A 16,659-nucleotide genomic window follows, 5' to 3' on the forward strand; every position below is an offset into this window, starting at 1 on the left:
TTATCGATGAAATCGCAGCATAGGCGATGCCTATGAGGTGGATTGTCTAAGGATATTTCCTTAATCTTTGCGACCTCGCTACAGTGCGCTCAACTTTTCGCTTTGCGGGCCTGCGCGTTTTAGCCTTCCCCAAGTGCTGCGTGGGTCCTTTTTAATTTCTTGGCTGGCGCAGCCGGTACACCGATGCCGGCCCTGCGGCCCGCTCGACAGGAGTTCGACATGTCTGAAGTACGTCATTCGCGCGTCATCATTCTCGGTTCCGGCCCTGCCGGTTACAGCGCTGCGGTGTATGCCGCCCGTGCCAACCTCAAGCCGCTGCTGATCACCGGCATGCAGGCGGGTGGCCAGTTGACCACCACCACCGAAGTCGACAACTGGCCGGGCGACCCCCACGGCCTGACCGGCCCGGCTCTGATGCAGCGTATGCAAGAGCACGCCGAGCGTTTTGAAACCGAAATCGTCTTCGACCACATCAACGCTGTCGACCTGGCCAACAAGCCGTTCACCCTGCAGGGTGACAGCGGCAAGTACACCTGTGATGCGCTGATCATCGCCACTGGCGCCAGCGCTCGCTACCTGGGCCTGCCGTCGGAAGAAACCTTCATGGGCAAGGGTGTTTCGGCCTGTGCCACCTGTGACGGTTTCTTCTACCGCAACAAGCCGGTCGCCGTGGTCGGTGGTGGTAACACTGCCGTGGAAGAGGCACTGTACCTGGCCAACATCGCCAGCAAAGTGACCCTGGTACACCGTCGCGAAACCTTCCGCGCCGAGAAGATCCTGGTCGACAAGCTGAACGCCCGTGTGGCCGAAGGCAAGATCGAGCTCAAGCTCAACGCCACCCTGGACGAAGTGCTGGGTGACAACATGGGTGTAACCGGTGCGCGCCTGAAGAACAACGACGGCAGCAGCGACGAAATCAAGGTCGACGGCGTGTTCATCGCCATTGGCCACACCCCGAACACTTCGCTGTTCGAAGGCCAGCTGACCCTGAAAGACGGCTACCTGGTAGTCAACGGCGGCCGCGAAGGCAACGCCACCGCGACCAACGTCGAGGGTGTGTTTGCCGCTGGCGACGTGGCTGACCACGTTTACCGCCAGGCCATCACGTCGGCCGGTGCGGGCTGCATGGCAGCGCTGGATGTCGAGCGCTACCTGGACGGTTTGGCCAACGCCTCGTTCTGATCTGAGAAAAAGGGGTGCAAAGCGCCCCCAATAAAAAACCGGCCAAGCGCCGGTTTTTTATTGCCTGCAATCAGCTCACAGGCTCAGTCGCATCGACAGGTCCACCGCTTTCACATCCTTGGTCATGGCACCAATCGAGATGTAGTCCACCCCTGTCTCGGCGATCACCCGCAGGGTCGTTTCGTTGACCCCGCCGCTGGCTTCAAGTTTGGCTTTGCCCGCGGTAATGCGCACGGCTTCGCGCATTTCGTCCAGGTTCAGCTCGTCGAGCATGATGATGTCCGCGCCAGCGGCCAGCGCCTGGCGCAGTTCGTCCAGGCTTTCGACCTCGATTTCCACCGGCTTGCCCGGCGCAATGCGGTGTGCTGCGGCCACCGCCTCGGCTACGCCGCCGCTGGCGGCGATGTGGTTTTCCTTGATCAGGAAGGCGTCGTACAGGCCTATGCGGTGGTTGTCGCACCCACCGCAGGTCACTGCGTATTTTTGCGCCAGGCGCAGGCCCGGCAGGGTTTTGCGGGTGTCCAGCAGGCGCACCTGAGTGCCTGCAACCAAGTCGGCGAGGAAGCGCGCACGGGTGGCGACCCCCGACAGCATCTGCAGGAAGTTCAGTGCGCTGCGCTCCCCACTGAGCAGCGAACGGGCCGGGCCTTCCAGGTGGAACAACGGCTGATTGGCAGTGGCCTGCTCACCGTCGGCCACCTGCCAGTGCACAGCAACGCGCGGGTCGAGCTGGCGGAATACGGCATCGACCCAAGCGGTACCGGCGACCACGCAGTTTTCACGGGTGATGATGGTCGCTTTGGCCAGGCGCTCGGCCGGAATCAGTTGCGCGGTGATATCGCCACTGCCGATGTCCTCCAACAGCGCGCGGCGCACGTTGGCTTCAATTTCAGCGGTCAGGTCGGCAAGGCGTAGGTTCGGCATGGTCGGCTCCACAAGCTAGGTGCCCGCGATTATAGGGCAGGGGGCCGGTGTGTACAGCCGCCTTGGCGCTGACCTTTGGTCGGGCGTTGTGAGTAATCGGAGCCGATCAGGGTCATTAGCCAGCCAGCGAAACGGCGCTGGTAGCTATACGGTTTTTTACCGATAATGGCGACTGGTATTTGGCGCCATGGCTTTGACGATTTTCAGCCCTTTCGGGCAAGACACCCTGCAAGGAGTCCAGGATGCAAAAAGAAGGCAAGGTGGTGCCCTTGGCGGCAGCCATCGACCGAGGGGGGCGCACGCCTCATCCTTGCCTTCCGGTCGTGTTGCTGCAGGTGCGCGACAAGGCCGCGTTGCAGTTGCGTCAGGGCCTGCAGGACTTGTTCGACAATGCCGATGACATGCTCTTCGAAATGGCCGACAAGGCCTCGGACCGCGGTGACCAGAACCTGTACTTCGAGGCCATGCGTGACCTGCGCCTGAAGCGCAAGAGCATCGAGCGTGGTTTTCTGGATACGTTCCATGATGCTTTCCTCCGAGCCGGCCAGGTCGACTTGCTGGCAAACCTGGTCGAGACGGGCAACCCGCGCAGCAAGGCTCAAATGGAGCGGGCCGCCGCCATCGAGGGCATGGTGGCGCGGGTGCTGTCACGCGATGGCATTGCCCTGCAGCAACTGGGTCTGCGCCTGCAGGCATTGCTCGACCGCCCCCTGTACGAGCAGCACAACCCATTGGGGCCAGCCGCGCTGTGTCGTTACTTCCTCGAGGCCGGGCGTAATCTGGGCGTTGGCCTGCGGGTCAAGCTGGTGCTGCTGAAGCTGTTCGAGCGTTATGTGCTACGTGATGCCGATGTGATCTATGGCGAAGCCAACCAGTTGCTGGCCGCTGCCGGCGTACTGCCCGAGCTGCAACCGGCGCCGCGCCGGCGTGCCGAAGACCGGCGCATGCGTGCGCGACCCGGGCCGGCGAACCTTGGCCAGGAGGAGGGGGCGGACGCCGCAGGGCAGGCGTTGTTTGCCTCGTTGCAGGCACTGCTGGCGCCGGTGCGCGGGCAGTTCGCTCCGCGCTTGCACGCGGTGGCTGCCGCCCAGCCGATCAGTACCGCCGACCTGCTCCGGCTACTGTCGCATTTGCAGCGCTATGTGCCCGCCACGTACGAGGCCGATGACTTCGAGCTCGGCCAGCAGCTTGAGCAGCTGCTGTTGCGGGTCAGCGTGCGCAGCGGCACGCGCCGGCGCCTTCACGTGGCTGATGAAGACATGATCAACCTGGTTGGCCTGCTGTTCGCGTTCATCCACAACGATGACAACCTGCCGGCCAGCCTGCGGGCGCTGATTGCGCGCCTTCATATTCCCCTGCTCAAGGTGGCATTACTGGACAAGGGGCTGTTCAGCCGGAGTAGCCACCCGGCGCGCCGTTTGCTCAACGAAATCGCCGGCGCCGCGATTGGCTGGGAGTGCGGCAGCGAAGGCCAGCGTGACAGCCTGCATGTGCGGGTAGAGCGTATCGTCCAGCGTTTGCTCAATGATTTTGCCGACGATGCTAGCCTGTTCGCCGAGTTGCTCGACGACTTCCTGGCATTCAATCAGGACGAACGGCGACGTAACGAGTTGCTGGAGCAACGCACTCGCGACGCCGAAGAAGGCCGTGCCCGGGCAATGCAAGCCAGGCAGCAGGTGCAGCACGTGCTCAACCAGCGCCTGCGTGGCCGGGTACTGCCGCAGGTGGTGGTGCAAATGCTGGTGCAGGCCTGGAGCCAGGTACTGCTGCTGGCTTGGCTGAAACAGGGCGAGGGCTCACAGGCCTGGCACGACGCAGTGCAGACGATGGACATGCTGCTGGCCAGCATCACGCCGCCACATGAGCCACAAGCCTTGCTGCAGCAAGTGCCAGGCCTGCTCAAGGCGCTGCGCGATGGCCTGGCCAGTGTAGCCCTGGACGCGGTGGCGACCCGCGAGTTCTTCCTGCAACTGGAACAGTTGCATCTGCGGGCCTGCGCAGGTAATGAGGCGCTGCCGGGCAGGGAGGGCCAATCCTTGGGCGATGTGCGGGTGGCCGAAGAGATTGTGCTGGCTATTGCCGAAGAGCCCGCCTGCGTGCCCCTGCACGCTGCCGACGGGCAGGCTGCAGCGCTGCGCCAGGCGCAACGCCTGCGCATCGGCACCTGGGTCGAGGTGCTCGACGAGGATGAACCACTGCGCTGCAAGCTGGTCGCGCGCATTGACAGCAGTGACAGGCTGGTGTTTGCCAACCGCACCGGCATGAAAGTGCGCGAGTGGAGCAGCGCCAGCCTGGCCCAGGCACTGCAGCGGCACGAAGTGCGCGTACTGGATGACCGTCTGTTATTCGAACGGGCGCTGGAGGCGGTACTTGAGAGCTTGCGGCAAGGGCAGGCGCAATAGGCAGACACATTACAATCATTCACATGCACACGGTGTTGGCCACAGGGCATACTGTGGGCATGTTCACGGCGTTTTTCAGGATCTGCCCATGCAATTGGACCGTGCCACTGGCTGGTTCCACGGAATCGGAATCACCCACTGCCCCTCGCCGAACTTCAATGCGCGCCCCGAAGGCGAATCGATTTCCCTGCTGGTGATCCACAACATCAGCCTGCCCCCGGCCTGTTTCGGCACGGGCAAGGTGCAGCAATTCTTCCAGAACCGCCTGGCCCCTGATGAACACCCGTATTTTGCCAGCATCAACCACTTGACTGTGTCGGCGCACCTGTTTGTCGAGCGTGACGGCGCGGTGACGCAGTTCGTGTCGTTGCATGACCGTGCCTGGCATGCGGGTGTGTCGAGCTTTGACGGGCGCGAAGGCTGTAACGACTTTTCCATCGGCATCGAGCTGGAAGGCACCGACGACCTGCCCTATACCGATGCCCAGTATGCGGTGCTGGAGCAACTCACCCGGCACATCCGCAGTGCCTGGCCGGCCATCGACCTGAACCGCATTCAGGGCCACAGCGACATTGCCCCGCAGCGCAAGACCGACCCCGGCCCGGCCTTCGACTGGCCGCGCTACCGCCAGGCGCTGCAGCACAACGAGGACAAGGCATGAGTTTTCTGGTGTTGGTGCTGGCGCTGTGGGTCGAGAAGTTTTCGGCGCTGCGCCATAAGGTGCAGCGTGACGGGTTCTTTCTTGGTGAACTGGTGCGCCTGGAACGCAGCGGCAAGGTGCACCCGTGGTGGACGTTGGCCATCCTGGTGTTGGCGCCGGTAGCGCTGCTGGTGTTGCTGCTGCATGTGCTGGAGCCTGTGGCGTATGGTTTGCTGGCGTTGCCGGTGCACCTGCTGGTGCTGATCTACAGCCTGGGCCGCGGCGATGCCAAGGCATCGTTGGGGGCGTTTCGTGATGCCTGGCGGCGGGGGGACGATCAGGCGGCGCTGCACGTAGCCGAGCGTGACCTGGGCCTGGTGGCCGATGAACCCCACAGCCTGCTGGTACGGGTGCAGGGTAACTTGCTGTGGCAGGTGTACCAGGGCTTTTTTGCGGTGATCTTCTGGTATTTCGTATTGGGCCCTGGCGCTGCGCTGGCTTATCGATTGTTGGCGCTGTGTAGTGAGCACAGCAAGCAGCCGGCTTTGAAGGCGCGTGCCGAGCAGTTGCGGCACATCATGGACTGGTTGCCGGTGCGGGCGCTGGCGTTGAGCTTTGCCCTGGTGGGCAACTTCCTCGCGGTGACACGGGTGATGCTGCACGAGGTGCTCAACTGGCACATCAGCGCCGGGCACCTGGTGGCTCGGGTGGGGCGGATTGCCGATGACATTCCCGAAGAAGAGGACAGCCAGCGCGGTTTGGGGCGGCTGGACAGTCTGTGGGAATTGCTGTTGCGCTGTGCAGTGCTGTGGTATGCCGGGTTCGCGCTGTGGACCGTGCTGGTCTGATTCGGGGCCAATCGCATCCCACGCGAATCTCGGTCACCCGAGTTTCACCAGCCGAACAACGTGCAAGCATTGCGGGTGCTGGCCTGTGCCAGCACCTCGACATCCAGCCCCATCACGTGCGCCAGCGCCGTGGCAATTTCCGGCAGATGCTCCGGGCTGTTGCGTACCCCCGGGTACATCGCCGGTGCCATGTCCGGTGCGTCAGTCTCCAGCACCACACTGTCCAGTGGCAGCCGCGCCAGAGTCTTGCGCAGCCGCAGCGCCTGCGGCCAGGTACCCGCACCGCCCAACCCCAGCAGGAAGCCCAGCTTGATGTACTCGCGGGCCTCTTCGTAGCTGCCGGCAAACGCATGAATCACCCCCGCCCGCGCTGGCTTGTAGCGCTTGAGTGTGGCAATCACCTGGGCATGGCTGCGGCGCACGTGCAGCAGGGCCGGTAGTTCGAAGTCGCAAGCCATCTGCAGTTGCGCTTCGAACAGCGCCTGCTGGCGGGTCTTGTCAAGGTCTGCGAGGTAATAGTCCAGGCCAAACTCACCTACGGCACATAGCCGCGGGTTGTCGCGCAGGCGCTCCAGCCACTCGCGCAACTGCACCAGGTGCTCAGGGCGATGCTGGTCGAGGTAGACCGGGTGCAGGCCAAGCGCGGCGAACAGGCGCGGCTCGGCGCAGGCCAGCTCCCACACGCGCTGGAAATTCGCCTGGTACACCCCCAGCACCACCATCCGCTCCAGCCCACGGGCCGCCGCGTTGGCCAGCAGGCGCGGACGGTCGGCGTCGAAGTCGGGGAAGTCCAGGTGGGTGTGGGTGTCGATCAGGCGCATGTTCAGGCCGCTGAGATGCGTTGCTTGAAGGTGCGGCCAACGGCGTGCACGCCGGGTTCATAGCGTTTTTCCTCGATGGCGGCCAGTGCCAGTTCAAGCGCAGTGGCGGCAATCTGGCCATGCTGCTGGGCCATGGCATTGACCGGCAGCGGCAGGAAGTCGAGCAACTGGTTGTCGCCAAAGGTACCCAGCTGCAGTTGGCGCGAGTCGACCGGGCGCGCCTGGAGGGTGTCGAACACGCCCTGCAACAGCACGTACGAAGTGGTCACCAGAGCATCCGGCAGGCCCCCCAGGTCGTCGATCAGTTGCTGCATCAGGCGTTGGCCGCACTCACGGCTGAACGCTTCGCCCTGATAGCGGCGCACTTCGCCGGTATAGCCTTGCAGGGCTTCGTCGAATCCGCCGGCACGCGCCTGGCTAACCGACAGCTCGGGGCGCGCGCCTATCAGGGCGATGCTGCGTGGGGCCGAGCTGAGCAGGCTGGCGGCCAGCTGGCGGCTGGCATCGCGGTCGTCGCTGATCACCGAGCAGAAGTGTGCGGGGTCCAGGCGGCGGTCGATGGCAATCACCGGCAGGCCTTTGTCCTGCAGCTCGCGGTAGCTGTCATCTTCTGGCGGCAGGCAACTGGCAACGAACAGCGCATCGCATCGGCGCGCACGGAACAGTTGCTGCAGTTGGCGCTCGCTGTCTGGCTGGTCGTCGCTGCTGGCGATCAGCAGCTGGTAGCCGCGGGCGCGGGCGCCTTGCTCCAGTTGCTTGGCAATGCGGGCGTAGCTGGGGTTCTCCAGATCCGGGAGAATGAAGCCCAGGGTGCGGGTATGCCGGCTGCGCAGCCCAGCAGCCTGCGGGTTGGGGGTGAAGCCGTGGGCTTCGACCACCGCGCGTACCCGCTCGACAGTACTGTTACTGATGCGCTGCTGTTCAGCCTTGCCATTGATGACGTAGCTGGCAGTGGTCACGGACACACCGGCCAGACGGGCGATATCGCTGAGTTTCACCGAATTTTCCTTGTTATTACCGGGGCTGGCTGTAAGGCCGGACCGGGTAGTTTGACCCGGTACAGGCATCACGCGCAGACGACCATTGTCGCAATTGTCCGACAGGATGGGGCTTTTTACTGGGCAGATTATCGAGTAACGTGGCCGTCTGGTCAGATTAAACGTTTCAGCTGCCGAATTTTCTGCCTCGGCTGCCACCTGCGCAAGGCTGCTGAACTGGCCCTTTATGTGAATTTCACAACAATACTCCAGTACCCGAACGGGAACTGCAAAAGGAGAAGGTCATGCTCGAGCTCGCCAATGAGCAGATAGCCATGGGCCAGAAGGCCGCCGACAAGGCCGAGGCATTGCGCCTTCTGGCGGATCGGCTGGTTGCGGACGGCCTGGTTGCCGACGGTTACCTGCAAGGGCTGCAGGCCCGGGAGGCACAAGGCTCCACGTTTCTTGGCCAGGGCATCGCCATTCCCCATGGTACGCCGCAAACACGTGACCTGGTGTATGCCACTGGCGTACGCCTGCTGCAGTTCCCCGAGGGAGTAGACTGGGGTGACGGGCAAATGGTCTACCTGGCCATTGGTATTGCCGCCCGCTCCGACGAACACCTGCGCCTGCTGCAGCTGTTGACCCGGGCGCTGGGCGAGACCGACCTGGCCGAAGCCTTGCGCCGTGCCAGCTCTGCCGAAGCGCTGCTCAAGCTGCTGCAGGGCGCGCCCCAGGCGCTGGCGCTGGATGCGCAGCTGGTCGGCCTGAACGTGCCGGCAGAAGACTTCGACGAACTGGCCTGGCGCGGTGCCCGCCTGCTGCAACGTGCCGACTGTGTCGACAGTGGCTTTGCCGCCGTGCTGCAGCAGGCCGAGCCGCTGCCGCTGGGTGAGGGCCTGTGGTGGCTGCACAGCGAGCGCCAGGTTCGTCAACCGGGCCTCGCCTTCATCACCCCGCAGCAGCCGCTGCGTTACCGCGACCAACCGCTCAACGGTCTGTTCTGCCTGGCCAGCCTTGGCGCCGCTCACGAGGCCCTGCTCGAGCGGCTGTGCGAAGTGTTGATCGAAGGCCGCGGGCAGATGCTCTACCAGGCCACCAGCAGCCGTGCGGTACTGGAAGTGTTGGGCGGTGAAGCGCCGGCGGACTGGCCTAGCGCACGTGTCGTGCTGGCCAATCCACATGGCTTGCATGCGCGCCCGGCCAAGGTGCTTGCACAACTGGCCAAAGGCTTTGAAGGGGAAATCCGTGTGCGCCTGGTCGATAGCGCGCAGCCAGCCGTATCGGTGAAGAGCCTGAGCAAGCTGCTCAGCCTCGGCGCACGCCGTGGTCAGGCACTGGAACTGGTCGCCGAACCGAGCATCGCTGCCGATGCCTTGCCGGTGCTGCTGGCGGCTATCGAGCAAGGCTTGGGTGAAGAGGTAGAACCGCTACCGCAGAGCGTCGCGCCCATTGCCGATGACGTACCCGAAGTCCTGCAAGCGCCAGCGGCCGGCAGCCGTATCCAGGGTGTGGGCGCCGCCCCCGGCATTGCCAGCGGCCCGGCGCATGTCTGTGTCGAGCGTGAGTTCGACTATCCCTTGCGGGGTGAATCGTGCGCCCTGGAGCGGCAGAAACTGCGCGAAGCCTTGGCTACCGTCAATGGCGAACTGCAGGCTTTGGTCCTGCGCAGCGACAAGGCCATTGGCGAAATTTTCGTCACCCACCAGGAAATGCTTGCCGACCCGGCCCTGAGCGACGACGTCGAACAGCGCCTGGCCCAGGGCGAAAGCGCTGCGGCCGCGTGGATGGCCGTGATCGAAGCTGCGGCCCGTCAGCAAGAGGCGTTGCACGATGCGCTGCTCGCCGAGCGCGCCGCCGACCTGCGCGATATTGGCCGCCGCGTGCTGGCGCAGTTGTGTGGTGTGCAGGCGCAGGCTGAACCCGAGCAACCCTATGTGCTGGTGATGACCGAAGTCGGTCCATCCGATGTTGCCCGCCTGGACCCCAACCGGGTTGCCGGCATTGTCACCGCCCAGGGCGGCGCCACGGCCCACAGTGCCATCGTCGCCCGTGCGTTGGGCATACCAGCAGTGGTCGGCGCGGGTGCATCGATACTGCTGTTGGAGAGTGGTACGCCGCTGCTGCTCGATGGCCAGCGTGGTGTGGTCAGCGTCGCACCGCCAGCGGATGAACTGCAGCGGGCGCTGGCCGAGCGTGACCTGCGCGAGCAACGCCTGCAGGCCGCCTGGGCCAACCGCTTCGAGCCGGCTATCACCCTTGATGGGCATGCCGTCGAGGTGTTTGCCAACATCGGCGATAGCAACGGCATCGCCAAGGTGGTGGAGCAGGGCGCCGAAGGTGTCGGCCTGCTGCGCACTGAACTGATTTTCATGGCCCACCCTCAAGCGCCGGATGTGGCTACCCAGGAAGCCGAGTACCGCCGCGTGCTCGATGGCCTCGATGGGCGCCCGCTGGTGGTGCGCACCCTGGATGTTGGCGGCGACAAACCGTTGCCTTACTGGCCGATCGCTGCCGAGGAAAATCCCTTCCTCGGCGTGCGCGGCGTGCGTTTGACCCTGCAGCGCCCGCAAGTGATGGAAGATCAGTTGCGCGCGTTGCTGCGGGCCGCCGACCAGCGCCCGTTGCGTATCATGTTCCCGATGGTTGGCCAGGTGCACGAGTGGCGTGAGGCTCGGGCCATGGTAGAGCGCCTGCGTGCAGAAATCCCGGTAGCCGACCTGCAACTGGGCATTATGGTCGAGGTGCCTTCAGCGGCCCTGCTGGCAGCGCAATTGGCGCGCGAGGTGGACTTCTTCAGCATCGGCACCAACGACCTGACTCAATACACCTTGGCCATCGACCGTGGCCACCCCAGCCTCTCGGCACAGGCCGATGGCCTGCACCCGGCGGTATTGAGCCTGATCGACATGACCGTGCGCGCCGCCCATGCCCACGGCAAGTGGGTGGGCGTGTGTGGCGAGCTGGCGGCCGACCCGCAGGCGGTGGCCGTGCTGCTGGGGCTGGACGTGGACGAACTCAGCGTCTCCGCGCGCAGCATCGCCGAAGTCAAGGCACTGGTTCGCCAGGCCGATCATCAGACAGCCCGCGCCCTGGCGCGCGAGGCCCTGCAACAGGACAGCGCCGCAGCAGTTCGCGCGCTGGTGGAGCGTTACTGAATGGCCAAGATCCTCACTCTTACCCTGAACCCTGCGCTGGATATCACCATCGGCCTGGACACTCTGCGCCCAGGGCAGGTCAACCGTAGCCAGGCGCAGCACAGTCACGCCGCAGGCAAGGGGCTGAACGTTGCCCAGGTACTGGCCGACCTGGGGCACAGCGTAACCGTGGGCGGTTTCCTCGGGCGCGACAATCTGCAGCCCTTCGAGGCGCTGATCGACGGCCGCGGTTTTACCGACTGCTTTGTCCGTGTGCCGGGCGAAACCCGCAGCAATATCAAGCTGGTCGAGGCCGATGGCCGCGTGACCGACATCAACGGGCAGGGCCCGGAGGTCGACGAGGCGGCACGCAGTGCCTTGCTGCACAGGCTGGAACAGATTGCCCCCGGTCACGATGCCGTGGTGGTGGCCGGTAGCCTGCCGCGTGGAATCAGTGCCGACTGGTTCCGCCAGTTGCTCGAACGGTTGAAGGCCCAAGGCCTCAAGGTAGTCCTGGACAGCAGTGGTGAAGCCCTGCGTGTCGGCTTGCAAAGCGCGCCCTGGTTGGTCAAGCCCAATACCGAAGAACTGGGCGAAGTGCTAGGCCTGGCTGTGGATAACCTGGCGCAACAGCGCGCCGCCGCCAAGCGCCTGCTGGACAGTGGCGTTGAACACGTGGTGGTGTCTGCGGGCGAGCAGGGCGTCACTTGGTTCAGTCGCGATCTGGCCCTGCAGGCCCGCCCACCCAAGGTGCGGGTGGCCAGCACGGTGGGGGCGGGGGATTCGCTGGTGGCCGGCATGGTCCACGGCCTGCTGCTGGCCGAGGCGCCTGCACAGACGTTGACCCGGGCCACTGCCATCGCCGCCCAGGCCGTTACCCAGGTTGGCTTCGGCATCCATGACCGCGAGCACCTGGCGCAGTTGGAAGCGGCCGTGCAACTGACAGAACAACAAGAGGGTTGCCGATGAACATTGCCATAGTCACCGCCTGCCCCAACGGCCAGGTATCGAGTGTACTGAGCGCACGCTTGCTGTCCGCCGCTGCCCAGCGGCGCGGCTGGAGCACCAGCGTCGAAGTGCAGAATACTGAACACCCCGAGCGGCAACTGAGCGCTGCACAGATCGCCGAGGCTGACTGGGTGCTTGTGGTCAGCACCGGGCCGGTGGACCTGGCCCGCTTCGTCGGCAAGCGCCTGTACCAAAGCACGCCGTCCCAGGCGCTGGCTGATCGCGAAGGCTTTCTCGACGAAGCGGCGGCCAACGCCGAACTGCTGGCCGCTGTGACAGACACCCCCGCCGCAGTTGGCAGTGCTGGCGCCCGCATCGTTGCCGTCACGGCATGCCCGACCGGCGTAGCCCATACCTTCATGGCCGCTGAAGCCTTGCAGCAAGCCGCACAACAACTGGGCTACCAGCTTACCGTCGAGACCCAGGGCTCGGTCGGTGCGCGCAACCCCTTGTCCGCTGACGCCATCGCTGCGGCCGATGTGGTGCTGCTGGCCGCCGACATTGAAGTACCCACTGCACGTTTCGCCGGTAAACGTATTTACCGTTGTGGTACCGGCATTGCCCTCAAGCAGGCCCGCGCTACCCTGGACAAAGCCTTGGCGCAGGCCACGGTGGAAAACGCTGCCGACGCTGCAGCGGCGACCACGCCGGCCAAGGGCGAGAAAACCGGCGTGTACAAGCACTTGCTGACCGGTGTGTCGTTCATGCTGCCGATGGTGGTGGCCGGCGGTCTGCTGATTGCCCTGTCGTTCGTGTTCGGTATCGAGGCCTACAAAGAGGCGGGCACCTTGCCGGCGGCGTTGATGCAGATTGGCGGTGAAGCCGCCTTCAAACTGATGGTTCCGCTACTGGCAGGCTATATCGCCTGGTCCATCGCCGACCGCCCCGGGCTGGCCCCGGGCATGATTGGCGGCCTGTTGGCCAGCACCTTGGGGGCCGGCTTTATCGGTGGCATCGTCGCCGGTTTCCTCGCCGGTTACAGTGCCAAGGCCATTGCCCGATGGGCGCGCTTGCCCAGCAGCCTGGAGGCGCTCAAGCCGATCCTTATCATTCCATTGCTGGCCAGTCTGTTCACCGGGCTGGTGATGATCTACGTGGTCGGCCAGCCGGTAGCGGCGATGCTCGAAGGCCTGACGCACTTCCTCGACAGCATGGGCACCACCAATGCCATCCTGCTGGGGCTGTTGCTGGGCGGCATGATGTGCGTCGACCTTGGCGGGCCGATCAACAAGGCCGCCTATGCGTTCTCGGTGGGGCTGCTGGCCTCATCGAGCTACGCGCCAATGGCGGCGACCATGGCCGCCGGCATGGTGCCGCCGATTGGCTTGGGCATTGCCACCTTCCTGGCCCGGCGCAAGTTCGCCCAGAGCGAGCGCGAGGCGGGCAAGGCGGCGCTGGCGCTGGGGCTGTGCTTCATCTCCGAGGGGGCGATTCCGTTTGCCGCCAAGGACCCTTTACGGGTGATTCCGGCCAGTATCGCCGGTGGTGCGTTGACCGGGGCATTGTCGATGTATTTTGGCTGCAAGCTGATGGCGCCGCATGGCGGCTTGTTCGTGTTGTTGATCCCCAACGCGATCAACCATGCGTTGCTGTATTTGCTGGCGATTGTGGCGGGTAGCCTGGTGACAGCGGTGGTGTATGCGGTTATCAAGAAGAGCGAGGGTGTGGAGTTGGCCGTGGCGCCTGCTAAAAGTGTATGAGCAGACCTCGTTCTGTGGGAGCGGCCTTGTGTCGCGAAAGGGCCGCAAAGCGGCCCCGGCAATCTAAGTTGCGAAGCTGAAAATCTGGGGCTGCTTCGCAGCCCTTTCGCGACACAAGGCCGCTCCCACAAGGACTGCGCCAGGCTTTAGATGTGTACGGCGACCTTCAGGGCTTCCAGCGCCGGCTAGGCCTTGATGCCCAGCGCTGCACCCAGCTCCATTACCCAGGGTTGATGGGCGGTTTTGCGGTGATGAGGTTTCTCGATACCGCGCTGGGCTGAGGCTGAACACCGGCCTGTGGGAGCGGCCTTGTGTCGCGAAAGGGCCGCGAAGCGGCCCCGGCATTGTTTGCATCGACGCTGAAATCCCGGGGCTGCTGTGCAGCCCTTTCGCGACGCAAGGCCGCTCCCACACGGATCGCGCCAGCTTTCAGAAATTGAGCAAGACAGTTGCTCCCACAGAGCCCGTGTTGGCCTTTCAACGGCGATGCTTCTGCCGCAACGGCACCAGTAGATCACCCAGCCCGTTGTGATCGATCTCATGCATCAACGCCAGCAACCCGCCCAGTTCCCCTGCCGGGAAGCCCTTGCGCGCAAACCACGCCAGGTAGTCCCCGGGCAGGTCGGCAATGATCCTGCCCTGGTACTTGCCGAACGGCATGCTGCGGGTCACCAGTAGTTCGAGGGTTTCCGGCTTCATCTTCGCGCACCTGGCTGTGGAAAGGCGCCGACCATACTGCAATCTGCACGAAGCCCCAAGCGGCAATCATGCAGAACGCCGTAAACAGTAGTCTCCCATCAAGCTATAAGTTATTGAATAATAAGGGATTCGCGTTTTTTAAAAGCGTGGCACGAACACTGCAATTCTCTAGAGGACTATCACCTGCCAAGGAGTTCGACCATGAGCAACCCCAACAAAGACGTGATCGACGTACTCAACGACCTGATCGAGTACAGCAAGGATGGCGAGAAAGGTTTCAAGGCCTCGGCCGATGATGTAAAGAACCCCGAACTGAAAGCGTTCTTCGTCCAGCGTGCGGGCGAGTGCGCCAACGCTGCCAGTGAATTGCAGGGCGAAGTGCGCCGCCTGGGTGGTGATCCGGAAACCTCTACCAGCATCAGTGGCGACCTGCACCGCGGCTGGGTCAACCTCAAGTCGATGGTCACCGGCAAGGACGAAGAAGCCGTGCTGAACGAGGTGGAGCGTGGCGAGGACCACGCCCTCAAGGCCTACAAGGAAGCCCGCGAAAAGCTGGTGAAACTGGGCCGCACTGCCAGCGACATGACCTACAGCCTGGTGGAAAAGCAGCTGCAAGGCGTGCAGCGCAACCATGACCAGGTCAAGGCCCTGCGCAACGCTGCTCGCGCCCGCTCCTAATCGAGCGGGCCCTCTACCCGATTTCGGCCATTGGCCTTGGCGCGGTAGAGCGCTTCGTCCGCAGCACCCAGCACCCTGCCAAGGTCATGCTGGGTGCCGGACAGACCGATACCGATGCTCACGGTCACTGCGTGGGCATCATCCGCAAACGGCGCCAGCGCCTCGACGCTGGCGCGGATGCGTTCAGCCAGTAGCTGGGCCCCGGCCAGATCGGTTTCCGGCAGCACTACCTGAAACTCCTCCCCACCATAGCGCGCAGCCAGGTCTGCGGGGCGACGAATGCAGGCCTCGATGGCCTTCGCCACTTCGCGCAAGGCATGGTCGCCACCGGCATGGCCATGGCGCTGGTTGAATGCCTTGAAGTGGTCCACGTCCACCATCAGTATCGCCAGCGGCTTACGGCTGCGTTGGGCGCGGGCCCATTCCTGGCGCAGCACATGGTCCAGCCTGCGGCGGTTAGCCAGGCCAGTCAGGCTATCGGTGGAAGCGAGCATGGCCAGGTCTTCTTCGGCTTCGTGGCGGCGGCGCAGTTCGCGGCCAAGCAGCAACGTCAGCCACAGAATGCCCACGCACAGACCGCCGGTGGCGACGCTGACCAGAGTGGCGGTGCGGCGCCAGGACTGAAACACCTCGTCGGCCGAATCCACCACCAGTACGATCAGGGGCAATTGCGCGACCCGGGCGAAGGTGAATATGCGCGGCTTGCCGCTGCTGTGGGAGCGGGCGGTGAAGTTACCGCTTTGTTCACTGAGGATGCGCTTGAAATTGGGCCGTTCGGTGTAGTAAGTGCCAATCAGCGGGTCTTGCGCGGGGGAGGGCTGGCGGACGAGCAACTGCCCGTCGGTATTGAACAGGTTGATGCTGCTGTCGTGGCCAATGTCCAGGCGCTGGAACAACTCATTGAAGTACGACAGGCGCAGCGCACCCGCTGCCAACCCGGCGAACTCGCCATTGGGGCCCGAGATGCGTCGGCTGAAACTGATACACCAGTCCAGGTCGCCAAGCTTGGCCTTGAACGGGGGGCCCACCAGCAAGCCGAGGTTGGCATTGTGCTGGTGGGCCTTGAACACCCCGGTGTCGCCGAAGTTGGCCTTGCGTGGCACGCTGCTGGTGGAGTCGCCGACGACATTGCCTTGCTTGTCCAGCCACAGCACGTCACCGCGCTTGCGGTCGACGAAGGCTTCATTGAACAGCAGGCGCTGGCGTATCGGGCCGGGGACTTCCGGCAGTTCCTTGCGCCCGACGGCCCAGATCAGGCCTTGCAGTGATTGGTCGTAGAGTTCGACGTTGCGCAGAATGTCGCTTTCGATCAGCTGGACGATGTTGTTCGACGAGCGCACCGCCGACTGCTCGACACTCTCGCGCTCGCGGGCAAGCAGGTAGCTGACGATGGCCACGATGGCGAGCACGGCAAGGCAACTGCCCAGATTGAGGATCAGCTCGGGGTGCGACCTGTAGATTGCGAAACGCGGGGATTGGGTGGGCATGCTCGCTACTGCGTGGGCAGGGCCATTCGCGGCGGCGGTATTCTAGGGAAGCAGGGATTGTCGGACAAGATTTGTCCGACGGAAGCACGGTGTACTGTTCTTTTCGAGTTGCCGTGTGCCCCTGTAGGAGCGGATTTACCCGCGAACATCGGCGAA

Annotated in this window: 13 protein-coding genes; 8 read left to right on the forward strand and 5 right to left on the reverse strand. The window is 64.0% G+C overall.

Features of this window, described 5'->3' with window-relative positions:
• Window positions 1-219 precede the first annotated feature (219 nt).
• The gene (trxB, locus tag LMH93_RS04245; RefSeq protein WP_003247318.1) at window positions 220-1,182 is read left to right on the forward strand and encodes a thioredoxin-disulfide reductase; all 963 of its coding nucleotides are present in this window, start codon (window positions 220-222) and stop codon (window positions 1,180-1,182) included.
• Window positions 1,183-1,257: 75 nt separating this feature from the next.
• Here trxB and nadC read toward each other — a convergent pair whose 3' ends face one another.
• Window positions 1,258-2,106: a carboxylating nicotinate-nucleotide diphosphorylase gene (gene nadC, locus LMH93_RS04250; protein ID WP_003247317.1), complete on the reverse strand. Its 849-nt coding sequence runs from the start codon at window positions 2,104-2,106 to the stop codon at window positions 1,258-1,260.
• Window positions 2,107-2,348: 242 nt separating this feature from the next.
• Here nadC and LMH93_RS04255 point away from each other — a divergent pair, with 242 nt between their 5' ends.
• The 3 genes from LMH93_RS04255 to ampE all read left to right on the forward strand — a co-directional run bounded on the left by LMH93_RS04255 (window position 2,349) and on the right by ampE (window position 5,996).
• Window positions 2,349-4,508: a DUF1631 domain-containing protein gene (locus LMH93_RS04255; RefSeq protein ID WP_230064853.1), complete on the forward strand. Its 2,160-nt coding sequence runs from the start codon at window positions 2,349-2,351 to the stop codon at window positions 4,506-4,508.
• Between the two features lie 88 nt (window positions 4,509-4,596).
• Window positions 4,597-5,169, forward strand: coding sequence for a 1,6-anhydro-N-acetylmuramyl-L-alanine amidase AmpD (gene ampD / locus LMH93_RS04260; RefSeq protein WP_004575862.1), 573 nt, complete (start codon window positions 4,597-4,599; stop codon window positions 5,167-5,169).
• Entirely contained in the window at window positions 5,166-5,996 is an 831-nt protein-coding gene (ampE, locus tag LMH93_RS04265; protein WP_003247314.1) for a regulatory signaling modulator protein AmpE, read from the forward strand. Before ampD ends, ampE begins: the two co-directional genes overlap by 4 nt.
• A 44-nt stretch (window positions 5,997-6,040) precedes the next feature.
• Here ampE and LMH93_RS04270 read toward each other — a convergent pair whose 3' ends face one another.
• Both LMH93_RS04270 and cra read right to left on the reverse strand, forming a co-directional pair.
• Window positions 6,041-6,817, reverse strand: a complete 777-nt coding sequence (locus LMH93_RS04270; protein ID WP_019750469.1) for a TatD family hydrolase — start codon at window positions 6,815-6,817, stop codon at window positions 6,041-6,043.
• Between the two features lie 2 nt (window positions 6,818-6,819).
• A complete protein-coding gene (gene cra, locus LMH93_RS04275) occupies window positions 6,820-7,815 on the reverse strand; it encodes a catabolite repressor/activator (protein ID WP_003247312.1) in 996 nt (331 codons plus the stop codon).
• Between the two features lie 284 nt (window positions 7,816-8,099).
• Here cra and ptsP point away from each other — a divergent pair, with 284 nt between their 5' ends.
• Genes ptsP through LMH93_RS04290 form a run of 3 tightly spaced genes read left to right on the forward strand, consistent with a single transcriptional unit; the run spans window position 8,100 to window position 13,639 of the window.
• On the forward strand, window positions 8,100-10,952 hold the full coding sequence (ptsP, locus tag LMH93_RS04280; RefSeq protein WP_230064854.1) for a phosphoenolpyruvate--protein phosphotransferase: 2,853 nt from the start codon (window positions 8,100-8,102) through the stop codon (window positions 10,950-10,952).
• Window positions 10,953-11,900 (forward strand): 1-phosphofructokinase, encoded by a 948-nt coding sequence (pfkB, locus tag LMH93_RS04285; protein WP_100773942.1) that lies wholly within the window; start codon window positions 10,953-10,955, stop codon window positions 11,898-11,900.
• Complete coding sequence (locus LMH93_RS04290; protein WP_230064855.1) at window positions 11,897-13,639, forward strand: PTS fructose-like transporter subunit IIB; 1,743 nt, start codon at window positions 11,897-11,899, stop codon at window positions 13,637-13,639. Before pfkB ends, LMH93_RS04290 begins: the two co-directional genes overlap by 4 nt.
• Before the next feature lie 477 nt (window positions 13,640-14,116).
• Here LMH93_RS04290 and LMH93_RS04295 read toward each other — a convergent pair whose 3' ends face one another.
• Window positions 14,117-14,338: a DUF3820 family protein gene (locus LMH93_RS04295; RefSeq protein WP_003247308.1), complete on the reverse strand. Its 222-nt coding sequence runs from the start codon at window positions 14,336-14,338 to the stop codon at window positions 14,117-14,119.
• 201 nt (window positions 14,339-14,539) lie between these two features.
• Between LMH93_RS04295 and LMH93_RS04300 the strand changes: the two genes are divergently transcribed.
• Window positions 14,540-15,016: a ferritin-like domain-containing protein gene (locus LMH93_RS04300; RefSeq protein ID WP_003247307.1), complete on the forward strand. Its 477-nt coding sequence runs from the start codon at window positions 14,540-14,542 to the stop codon at window positions 15,014-15,016.
• On the opposite strand, the gene LMH93_RS04305 is transcribed toward LMH93_RS04300, so the two are convergent.
• A complete protein-coding gene (locus tag LMH93_RS04305) occupies window positions 15,013-16,503 on the reverse strand; it encodes a sensor domain-containing diguanylate cyclase (protein WP_230064856.1) in 1,491 nt (496 codons plus the stop codon). The genes LMH93_RS04300 and LMH93_RS04305 overlap by 4 nt on opposite strands.
• Window positions 16,504-16,659 lie beyond the last annotated feature (156 nt).

The organism is Pseudomonas sp. CIP-10, assembly GCF_020911845.1.
GTDB lineage: Bacteria > Pseudomonadota > Gammaproteobacteria > Pseudomonadales > Pseudomonadaceae > Aquipseudomonas > Aquipseudomonas alloputida.

Excerpts from the sequence above, each read along its gene's own strand:
- ampE (WP_003247314.1), top strand. The coding sequence starts at position 5,166 with ATGAGTTTTCTGGTGTTGGTGCTGGCGCTGTGGGTCGAGAAGTTTTCG.
- LMH93_RS04295 (WP_003247308.1), bottom strand. The coding sequence starts at position 14,338 with ATGAAGCCGGAAACCCTCGAACTACTGGTGACCCGCAGCATGCCGTTC.
- trxB (WP_003247318.1), top strand. The coding sequence starts at position 220 with ATGTCTGAAGTACGTCATTCGCGCGTCATCATTCTCGGTTCCGGCCCT.
- LMH93_RS04270 (WP_019750469.1), bottom strand. The coding sequence starts at position 6,817 with ATGCGCCTGATCGACACCCACACCCACCTGGACTTCCCCGACTTCGAC.
- ptsP (WP_230064854.1), top strand. The coding sequence starts at position 8,100 with ATGCTCGAGCTCGCCAATGAGCAGATAGCCATGGGCCAGAAGGCCGCC.
- LMH93_RS04300 (WP_003247307.1), top strand. The coding sequence starts at position 14,540 with ATGAGCAACCCCAACAAAGACGTGATCGACGTACTCAACGACCTGATC.
- LMH93_RS04255 (WP_230064853.1), top strand. The coding sequence starts at position 2,349 with ATGCAAAAAGAAGGCAAGGTGGTGCCCTTGGCGGCAGCCATCGACCGA.
- LMH93_RS04305 (WP_230064856.1), bottom strand. The coding sequence starts at position 16,503 with ATGCCCACCCAATCCCCGCGTTTCGCAATCTACAGGTCGCACCCCGAG.
- pfkB (WP_100773942.1), top strand. The coding sequence starts at position 10,953 with ATGGCCAAGATCCTCACTCTTACCCTGAACCCTGCGCTGGATATCACC.
- nadC (WP_003247317.1), bottom strand. The coding sequence starts at position 2,106 with ATGCCGAACCTACGCCTTGCCGACCTGACCGCTGAAATTGAAGCCAAC.
- LMH93_RS04290 (WP_230064855.1), top strand. The coding sequence starts at position 11,897 with ATGAACATTGCCATAGTCACCGCCTGCCCCAACGGCCAGGTATCGAGT.
- ampD (WP_004575862.1), top strand. The coding sequence starts at position 4,597 with ATGCAATTGGACCGTGCCACTGGCTGGTTCCACGGAATCGGAATCACC.